Origin of the sequence: Streptomyces sp. NPDC057543 (assembly GCF_042801895.1) — a bacterium.
In the GTDB taxonomy this organism is placed as follows: Bacteria; Actinomycetota; Actinomycetes; order Streptomycetales; family Streptomycetaceae; genus Streptomyces.
In genome coordinates, this window is the sequence record NZ_JBHVFF010000321.1 from 1 (window position 1) to 9,083 (window position 9,083).

The 9,083-nt window shown below is 72.3% G+C and carries 5 protein-coding genes, 1 tRNA gene and 1 other RNA gene; 6 read left to right on the plus strand and 1 reads right to left on the minus strand.

All coding sequences use genetic code 11. The features are described from left to right. Positions 1–44: 44 nt before the first annotated feature. Positions 45–132 (minus strand) — tRNA-Ser (locus ACFU8Q_RS35345). A 131-nt stretch (positions 133–263) separates the two neighbouring features. Here ACFU8Q_RS35345 and ffs point away from each other — a divergent pair. From ffs to ACFU8Q_RS35375, 6 genes are all read left to right on the plus strand, one after another. Continuing rightward, positions 264–360: signal recognition particle sRNA small type (ffs, locus tag ACFU8Q_RS35350), an RNA gene on the plus strand. Between the two features lie 73 nt (positions 361–433). After that, entirely contained in the window at positions 434–2,617 is a 2,184-nt protein-coding gene (locus tag ACFU8Q_RS35355) for a DNA polymerase III subunit gamma and tau (RefSeq protein ID WP_384462376.1), read from the plus strand. A gap of 158 nt (positions 2,618–2,775) precedes the next feature. Continuing rightward, on the plus strand, positions 2,776–4,026 hold the full coding sequence (gene purD / locus ACFU8Q_RS35360; protein ID WP_384462379.1) for a phosphoribosylamine--glycine ligase: 1,251 nt from the start codon (positions 2,776–2,778) through the stop codon (positions 4,024–4,026). 269 nt (positions 4,027–4,295) lie between these two features. After that, positions 4,296–6,101: a hypothetical protein gene (locus ACFU8Q_RS35365; RefSeq protein ID WP_384462381.1), complete on the plus strand. Its 1,806-nt coding sequence runs from the start codon at positions 4,296–4,298 to the stop codon at positions 6,099–6,101. Positions 6,102–6,524: 423 nt separating this feature from the next. Then, complete coding sequence (locus tag ACFU8Q_RS35370) at positions 6,525–7,988, plus strand: N,N-dimethylformamidase beta subunit family domain-containing protein (RefSeq protein ID WP_384462384.1); 1,464 nt, start codon at positions 6,525–6,527, stop codon at positions 7,986–7,988. 178 nt (positions 7,989–8,166) lie between these two features. Next, positions 8,167–9,081, plus strand: a complete 915-nt coding sequence (locus ACFU8Q_RS35375) for a phosphoribosylaminoimidazolesuccinocarboxamide synthase (protein ID WP_384462387.1) — start codon at positions 8,167–8,169, stop codon at positions 9,079–9,081. Positions 9,082–9,083 lie beyond the last annotated feature (2 nt).

Genomic DNA, 9,083 nt, shown 5'->3' on the forward strand with positions numbered 1-9,083 from the left:
CCGCAAGCGGTGGGGCCCTTCGACGTATTGCCCGGTGAGAGCAATGGCGGAGGATACGAGATTCGAACTCGTGAGGGGTTGCCCCCAACACGCTTTCCAAGCGTGCGCCCTAGGCCACTAGGCGAATCCTCCGCGGCAAACAATACAAGACGTTGAGGAGTGCTCGCGAACCCGTTCCCGTCGGGCATCCGCTCGGGCTCGTCCGGGGTGGTTCGGGAGGGTGGGGAGTGGACCGGCAGGGGTGGGGATCGGCTAAGGTGGGCTTCAGCCCCTCACGTGGCGCTATCTGACTGAACTCCCCCAGGGCCGGAAGGCAGCAAGGGTAGGTTGGCTCTGGCGGGTGCGTGGGGGGCCCTTGTGTTTCCTGGGGTGCGGGGCTGCGCTTCGTCCGGTCCGGAGCCGGTTGTCGGTCCGCCCGGATAACCTCGTATGTGTGTCGTCCCTTGCGCTGTACCGCCGCTATCGCCCCGAGTCGTTCGCCGAGGTCATCGGGCAGGAGCATGTCACTGACCCGCTGCAGCAGGCTCTCCGCAACAACCGGGTCAATCACGCGTACCTGTTCAGCGGTCCGCGCGGCTGCGGCAAGACGACCAGCGCGCGCATCCTGGCTCGCTGTCTGAACTGCGAGCAGGGGCCGACGCCCACGCCGTGCGGGGAGTGCCAGTCCTGCCGGGACCTCGCGCGCAACGGGCCGGGTTCGATCGATGTGATCGAGATCGACGCCGCATCGCACGGTGGCGTGGACGACGCCCGTGATCTGCGGGAGAAGGCGTTCTTCGGGCCCGCGTCGAGTCGTTACAAGATCTACATCATCGACGAGGCTCACATGGTCACATCGGCGGGGTTCAACGCCCTGCTGAAGGTGGTCGAGGAGCCGCCGGAGCACCTCAAGTTCATCTTCGCGACCACCGAGCCCGAGAAGGTCATCGGCACGATCCGCTCGCGTACGCACCATTACCCGTTCCGCCTGGTTCCGCCCGGCACGCTGCGCGACTACCTCGCCGAGGTCTGTGCCAAGGAGAACAGCCCCATCGAGGACGGCGTGCTGCCGCTCGTCGTGCGGGCCGGGGCCGGGTCCGTGCGTGACTCGATGTCGGTGATGGACCAACTGCTGGCCGGCGCGGGCGACGACGGTGTGACATACGCCATGGCGACCTCGCTGCTCGGTTATACGGACGGCTCGCTGCTCGACTCCATCGTGGACGCCTTCGCGGCGGGCGACGGGGCCGCGGCGTTCGAGGTCGTGGACCGCGTGATCGAGGGCGGCAACGACCCGCGCCGCTTCGTCGCCGACCTCCTGGAGCGGCTGCGTGACCTGGTGATCCTCGCCGCCGTACCGGATGCCGGGGAGAAGGGCCTGATCGACGCCCCCGTCGATGTCGTCGAGCGGATGCAGGCCCAGGCGTCCGTCTTCGGTGCCGCCGAGCTGAGCCGCGCCGCCGACCTGGTCAACGAAGGGCTGACGGAGATGCGCGGGGCGACCTCGCCGCGTCTCCAGGTCGAGCTGATCTGCGCCCGGGTGCTGCTGCCCGCGGCCTTCGACGACGAGCGCTCACTGCAGGCCCGGCTCGACCGGCTGGAGCGCGGTGCGTCCTTCGCGACCACGGGACCGGGGCCCGCCGTGGGGTACGTGCCGGGGCCGGAGGCGCTGGCCCATGCCCCCGCCCCCGTCGCACCGGCCGTGCAGCCCGGCGCCGGACCCGCTGCCGCGCGCGCGGCAGCACGAGGCGAGGCGCCCGCCGCCGCGGCACCGCCCGCACCTGCCGTACCCCCGGCACCCGCGCCGCCCGTAACGCCTGCCGTACCCGCCGCTCCGCAGCAGCCTGCCGAGGCTCCGGCCGCGGCTTCCGCGGGCGGGCAGCGTCCCGGTGCCTGGCCCACCGCCGCCGCGCCGGATTCCGGTCGCCGCCCGGGCGGCTGGCCGACCGCTTCCACCCCCGGCCAGTCGCCGGTCCCGCAGGCCGCGCAGGCCCCCGCCCCGGTACAGCCGCCGCCCGCCGCACCGGGGCCCGCCTCCACGCCTCCGGGCCCCGGAACGACACAGGGCGCCGGCCAGGTGCGGAACATGTGGCCGGACATCCTGGAGGCCGTGAAGAACCGCCGCCGGTTCACCTGGATCCTGCTCAGCCAGAATGCCCAGGTCACCGGCTTCGACGGTGCCACCCTCCAGATCGGCTTCCTGAACGCGGGCGCGCGCGACAATTTCGCGAGCAGCGGCAGCGAGGACGTGCTGAAGCAGGCCCTCGCCGAGCGGTTCAACGCTCAGTGGAAGATCGAGGCGATCGTCGACCCGTCGGGCGGCGCGGGCACACCCCCGCAGACCGGTGGCGGCCGCCCCTCCGCCGCCCCTGCGCCGCCCCAGCGTCCGGCCCCCGCGCCCCAGCAGACCTACGAACCCCGGCCCGCCCCCGCCCCGCACCAGCAGCCGGGCGCCGCACCCGCCGGCGAGCCCGCACCGCAGACGTACTCCGCGCCCGAGCCCCCGCGATCGGTCGCTCCCGAGGACGACACCCCGGAGGCCGACGACCCGGACCTCGTCGACTCGGCGCTCTCCGGGCACGACCTCATTGTCCGCGAGTTGGGCGCCACGGTCGTGGAGGAGTTCACCAACGAGTAGGAACGAATGAACGAATGACGGGTGCGTTCCGGGCCGCGTAGCAACGAATGGCGTGGTGCGTTCCGGGCCGCCCGGGTCGCCTCGCAGATATGCCCGGAGGTGTCCACGGAGCGGCCGTCCGTCAAGGCGGGCGCGCCCCGGCGGCTAGGCTGCACCCCGTGAAGGTCCTCGTCATCGGCGGCGGCGCCCGCGAACACGCCCTGTGCCGCTCTCTCTCCCTCGACCCCGACGTCACCGCTCTGTACTGCGCTCCCGGCAACGCCGGTATCGCGGAGGTGGCCGAACTGCACCCGGTCGACGCACTCGACGGCGACGCCGTCGCGCGCCTCGCCACCGACCTGGGCGCCGAACTGGTGGTCGTCGGCCCGGAGGCGCCGCTCGTCGCCGGGGTCGCCGACGCCGTGCGTGCCGCGGGCATCCCCTGCTTCGGCCCCTCCGGTGAGGCGGCCCAGCTGGAGGGCTCCAAGGCGTTCGCCAAGGACGTGATGGCCGGGGCCGGCGTCCCGACCGCCCGCAGCTACGTCTGCACCACCCCGGCCGAGATCGACGCCGCCCTCGATGCCTTCGGCGCCCCGTACGTCGTCAAGGACGACGGTCTCGCCGCGGGCAAGGGGGTCGTTGTCACCGACGACGTCGAGGCGGCTCGCGCCCACGCGCTGGCCTGCGACCGCGTGGTCATCGAGGAGTTCCTCGACGGCCCCGAGGTCAGCCTCTTCGCGATCACGGACGGCACCACCGTGCTGCCGCTCCAGCCCGCGCAGGACTTCAAGCGTGCCCTGGACGGCGACGAGGGCCCCAACACCGGTGGCATGGGCGCGTACTCCCCGCTCCCGTGGGCCGACCCCAAGCTGGTCGACGAGGTCATGCAATCGGTGCTCCAGCCGACCGTCGACGAGCTCCGCCGCCGCGGCACCCCGTTCTCCGGACTGCTGTACGCGGGCCTCGCGATCACGTCGCGCGGCGTCCGGGTGATCGAGTTCAACGCCCGTTTCGGTGACCCGGAGACCCAGGTGGTCCTGGCCCGCCTGAAGACCCCGCTGGCCGGTGTCCTGCTGGGCTCCGCCAACGGTTCCCTCGACGAGCTGCCCCCGCTCACGTGGCGCGACGAGGCCGCCGTCACCGTGGTCGTCGCCTCGCACAACTACCCGGGTACGCCGCGGACGGGCGACCCGATCGAAGGGCTCGACGACGTGGCGGCGCAGGATGCCCCGCACGCGTACGTCCTGCACGCCGGGACCAGGCGGGACGGCGACACGATCGTCAGCGCGGGCGGCCGGGTGCTGTCCGTGACCGCGACCGGGGAGGACCTCGCCGCCGCCCGCGAGCGGGCCTACGCAGCGGTGTCCCGGATCCGGCTCGACGGTTCGCAGTTCCGTACGGACATTGCCCGGAAGGCCGCAGAAGCCTGAGTACGACCGCAGAAGCCTGAGACCGGACGACCACGCCACGCCCACTGACGCGCCGCTGCCCCAAGGACAGCGGCGCGTCAGCACCTTTGCCCAAAGCCATTCCATCGAGTGATGGCTGAGCCATCCGGATGACGCCCGCCAAGGCCCCAACTAGGGTGCGGCGCAAGCATTCCGGCACTTGGCTCACTGGCATTGCGATGTCAGTGACGGGTGCCACAGTGGGGGAGTGAACAACACCGCCGCGGGGGCAGAGGGGGTGACGTCCGGCCGTGTCCGGTACCGGTACAAGTGAGGAGCTGGGTGCGCAGAGTGCGCGCGCCCGAGCTCTTGCTCTGCTGCGCATCCGCAGCCGAGCAACAGCCGCCGCCATCCTGCCCGCGGCGGCCGCCGTCGTGCTGCTCGTCGCCGGTGCCCAGGGTCTTGCCGTCGGCAGCGGCTGGGACACGGCGCGCTGGGCCGTGACGGCCTGTGCGGTCGTCGTGCTCCTGCTCGCCGCGGCGGTCGCGCTCGCGGTCGTACGGGCGAGGCCGGCGGTCAGCCCGACCGTTCCGCTCGCCGAGGAGGCCGCCCCCGATCTCTACCGCCTGGTCAGGGACCTCGCCGACCGGCTCGGGGTCCCCGCACCCTCGGCGATAGCCCTCACGCCCGACTGCGACAGCTGGCTGGAGGACCGTACGCATCCCGCGGTGCAGCCCGCGGCCGACCCCGGAGCGGATCGCGGGGCGGCTCCAGGGGCACGTCCGGCGGGCCGGCCCCGCCGCCGGGTCCAGGCGGCTCCGGTGCTGGTCATCGGCTCGCCGTTCCTGTGGTGGATGCGGGTCGCGGAGCTACGGGCGGTGCTCGCCCCGGTCGTCGCGGGCACGGGCCCCTCCGCGCATCCCGACATAGCCGCAGCGCGCCGTTTCGTACGAGGGCTGGACGGAGCGGTTGCCGACGCCGCCGTGCCCGCTCCCGGGCCGCTGCGGCGGGTGCGGGCGGTGCCGCGCGTCTTCGTCGGCTGGATCGCCCGGCTGCTGCTGCGCAGCTGTCGCGGCCATGCCGCGGAGATGGAGCGGGGTGTCGCCGCCGCCGCGTCGGTTCGGGCACAGGCTGTGGATTACGGTCTGCGGATCGTCGCCCAGGAGCAGGTCGGCCTCGCCTACGCGGGCTGGGACCGACTGCTCACCCGGGTCGCGCTGCCGGCCTGGCAGATGGGCCGTTGGCCGTCCCGGCTGGACGCGGGCGTCGTATCCGCACTCACCGAACTCTCCCGGCGCGACCGGCTCGCCGACGGATTCACCTCGCGCCTCGGCGAACGTCCCGCCTGTGACCTCCTGGAGGAGCCGGGCGCAGCCGACGAGGCCGCGTCGCTGCTGGCGGCCCGGCTCTTCCACGGCGGTCCGGCGGAGTCCGGTTCCGACTGGTCGCCCGTCGACTGGCAGCAGTATCCGGAAGAGGTGGTCGACCGGAAATGGCGCACCGAGGCCGCACGGCTGCACCGGGTCCTCGACGCGATGGGTTCGGCGCCCGCACCGGCCGCCGACAGCCCCGGCCCCGGCCCCGATTCCCACCGCCCCGCATTCCCCGCGGACATCGGCGCCACCGACATCAACGCCGGAGTGCCCACGCTGGCGCGTGTCGTCGAGCATCTGGCGGGCCGCAGCGGGAGCGGCGAGGAGCTCGCGGCCGGGATCAGCGCCGCCATGGCCCGCGAGGAGGCCGCGGTCCAACGGCCCCCGGCCGGCGGCACATCGGGCCTGGCGGGCGCCTCCGGCGGTTCTCACGTGGGCGGGGACGCCCCGGACATCTGGGGCCCCGATCCCCTCCCGCTCTTCCCCCTCCAACCGCCCCGTACGGGTACGGAGCTGCTTGCCGACCACGTCGCGGCGATGGTCTGCTGCGCCGCTGTCGACACGGCGGGTGCCGCGCCCGGACTCGACTGGCTCGACGGTCCCGCGCTGCTGGTCGAGGGCGAGCGCCGGGCGGATCTGGGCGTCTCCGTCCTCAGCCTGGTCGAGGACGGCGACGCGGGACCACTGCGTTCCTGGCTCGCGTCGGTCGGCGTACGCGCCGACAAACCCGTCCGTCTCGTCTGAACCGCGGATCTCGCCGGCAGGCTCGACAGCGGAGCCGGACTCCCCAACGGCCGCGACGACAGACCCGGCCTCGACGAAGACCTCAGCGCGACGACAGACCCGGACCGCGACGGCAAAGCCGGACCGCGACGACAAAGCCGAACGGCAACGGCCCCACCCCCTCACGAGCAACGCCGCAGGCGCCACCGTCCCTCAATACCCGGAAAGATAGGTTCCGTTCACGTCAATTCGCGACGAACGGTGACGGAGTGCGTGCGTTATGTGATGTGCTGGGGATTGACGCTGACAGTCGGCGCATCGCTGTTGGCGCACCGATGGCGCACGGCCGGAGGCGGTCACCGGTGATATCGCTTCGGCCGACACCGATGACGATCAGCCGATGTCTCACTGTTGTTGTCCGGGGGACCGAGGGAGAGAAGCGATATGGGGGCCGAGCAGATTCGTCGATGGGAGTCGGGTGCCCTTGCGCATGCCGTCTCCGATCCCTTCGGCCAGGGCCCCCTCCCCTGGCTGCGCGGCAGTGAGAACTACTTCGACGACACCGGACATGTCGTCCCCTGGTACGCGGACCCCACGTTGGCCCGCGGCTCGACCGACGGCGGTACGCGCACGGCCGACGACGTGCACCGTCAGATCAAGGGGTTCATCTCCACGGGCGCCGCGGCCCCGGGCGAGGCGATCGACTTCCACGTCACGGTCGACCCGCCCCAGCAGTTCTCCGTGGACATCTACCGCATCGGTCACTACGGGGGCGACGGCGCCGCCCAGATCACCACGAGCCCCCGGCTCTCCGGCATCGTCCAGCCGGCCCCGCTCACCGCCGACCGCACGGTCTCCTGCCACCACTGGTGGCAGTCCTGGCGGTTGCAGATCCCCTCGTACTGGTCGATCGGCGCGTACGTCGCGGTGCTCACCACGGTCGACGGATACCGCTCCCACATCCCGTTCACCGTCCGCGACGCGCACCCGGCCGATCTGCTGCTGGTCCTGCCCGACATCACCTGGCAGGCGTACAACCTCTATCCGGAGGACGGCCGCACCGGCGCCAGCCTCTACCACGCCTGGGACGAGCAGGGCCGCCTCCTGGGGGAGGAGGACGCGGCGGTCACCGTCTCCTTCGACCGCCCGTACGCGGGCGCCGGCCTGCCGCTCCACGTTGGTCATGCCTATGACTTCATCCGCTGGGCGGAGCGTTACGGCTACGACATCGCGTACGCCGACACCCGCGATCTGCACGCGGGCCGGATCGATCCGAGCCGCTACCGGGGTCTCGTCTTCCCCGGCCACGACGAGTACTGGTCGGTGCCCATGCGACGTACCGCCGAACTTGCCCGCGACAACGGCACCTCGCTCGTCTTCCTCTCGGCCAACACCATGTACTGGCAGGTCAGCCTCTCCCCGTCGCCGTCCGGCGTCCCGGACCGGCTGCTCACCTGCCGCAAGCGACGCGGCCCGGGGAAGCCCGCGCTCTGGCGCGAGATCGACCGCCCCGAGCAGCAGCTCCTCGGCATCCAGTACGCGGGCCGGGTCCCCGATCCGCACCCACTGGTCGTACGGAACGCCGAGCACTGGCTGTGGGACGCGACGGGCGCCGGCGAGGGCGATGAGATCGACGGCCTGGTCGCGAGCGAGGCCGACCGCTACTTCCCGCGCACCGCACTCCCCGAGCACGAGAACCGCATCCTGCTCGCCCACTCCCCGTACCTCGACAGCGAAGGAGTCAAGCGCCACCAGGAGACGTCCCTGTACCGAGCCCCGTCCGGCGCCCTCGTCTTCGCCTCCGGGACCTTCGCCTGGTCTCCGGCCCTGGACCGCCCCGGCCACGTGGACCCCCGCATCCAGCGCGCCACCGCCAACCTCCTCGACCGCATCTGCAAGCGCGGCTGAAACGTCCCCGCGCCTCACGCCCGGAACATCTCCGCGGCCCACGCCCGGCACCTCTCCGAGGCCATGGCACGCACCGCACCCGGCGCCACGGATGCCCCACGGACGCCCCGCTCCACCCCACCGCACCCCGATACGGGAGAATCGGAACGACTCCTGGATCAACCTACGCGGAGGCAGCGTGTCCGGATTTGTAGAAAAGCCCGAGCCAGTGCAGGTCCCGGGGCTCACCCACCTCCACACCGGCAAGGTGCGCGACCTGTACCGGAACGAGGCCGGCGACCTCGTCATGGTCGCCAGCGACCGCATGTCCGCGTACGACTGGGTCCTGCCCACCGAGATCCCGGACAAGGGCCGGGTGCTCACCCGGCTCTCGCTGTGGTGGTTCGACCAGCTCAGCGATCTCGTACCGAACCACGTCCTGTCCACGGAGCTCCCCGCCGGAGCCCCCGCGGACTGGGCCGGCCGCACCCTGATCTGCAAGTCGCTGCGGATGGTCCCGGTCGAGTGCGTCGCCCGCGGCTACCTCACCGGCTCCGGCCTCGCCGAGTACAACGAGTCCCGCACCGTCTGCGGCCTCGCGCTGCCCGAGGGCCTCGTCGACGGCTCCGAACTCCCGGCGCCGATCTTCACCCCCGCCACCAAGGCGGCCGTCGGAGACCACGACGAGAACGTGAGCTACGAGGAGGTGGCCCGCCAGGTCGGCGAGGAGACCGCCGACCGGCTGCGTCGCACCACGCTGGACGTGTACAGCAGGGCCCGTGACATCGCGCGCGAGCGCGGGATCATCCTCGCCGACACGAAGTTCGAGTTCGGTTTCGCCCCCACCGCCGACGGCGGCGAGGAGCTGATCATCGCGGACGAGGTGCTGACCCCGGACTCCTCCCGCTTCTGGCCCGCCGCCACCTGGGAGCCGGGCAGGGCCCAGCCCAGTTACGACAAGCAGTTCGTGCGCGACTGGCTGACCTCACCGGCCTCCGGCTGGGACCGCCGGAGCGAGCAGCCGCCCCCGGCGCTGCCCCAGGAGATCGTGGACGCGACCCGGGCGAAGTACCTGGAGGCGTACGAACACCTCACCGGCACGCCCTGGCAGTAGGC

Excerpts from the sequence above, each read along its gene's own strand:
- ACFU8Q_RS35370 (WP_384462384.1), top strand. The coding sequence starts at position 6,525 with ATGGGGGCCGAGCAGATTCGTCGATGGGAGTCGGGTGCCCTTGCGCAT.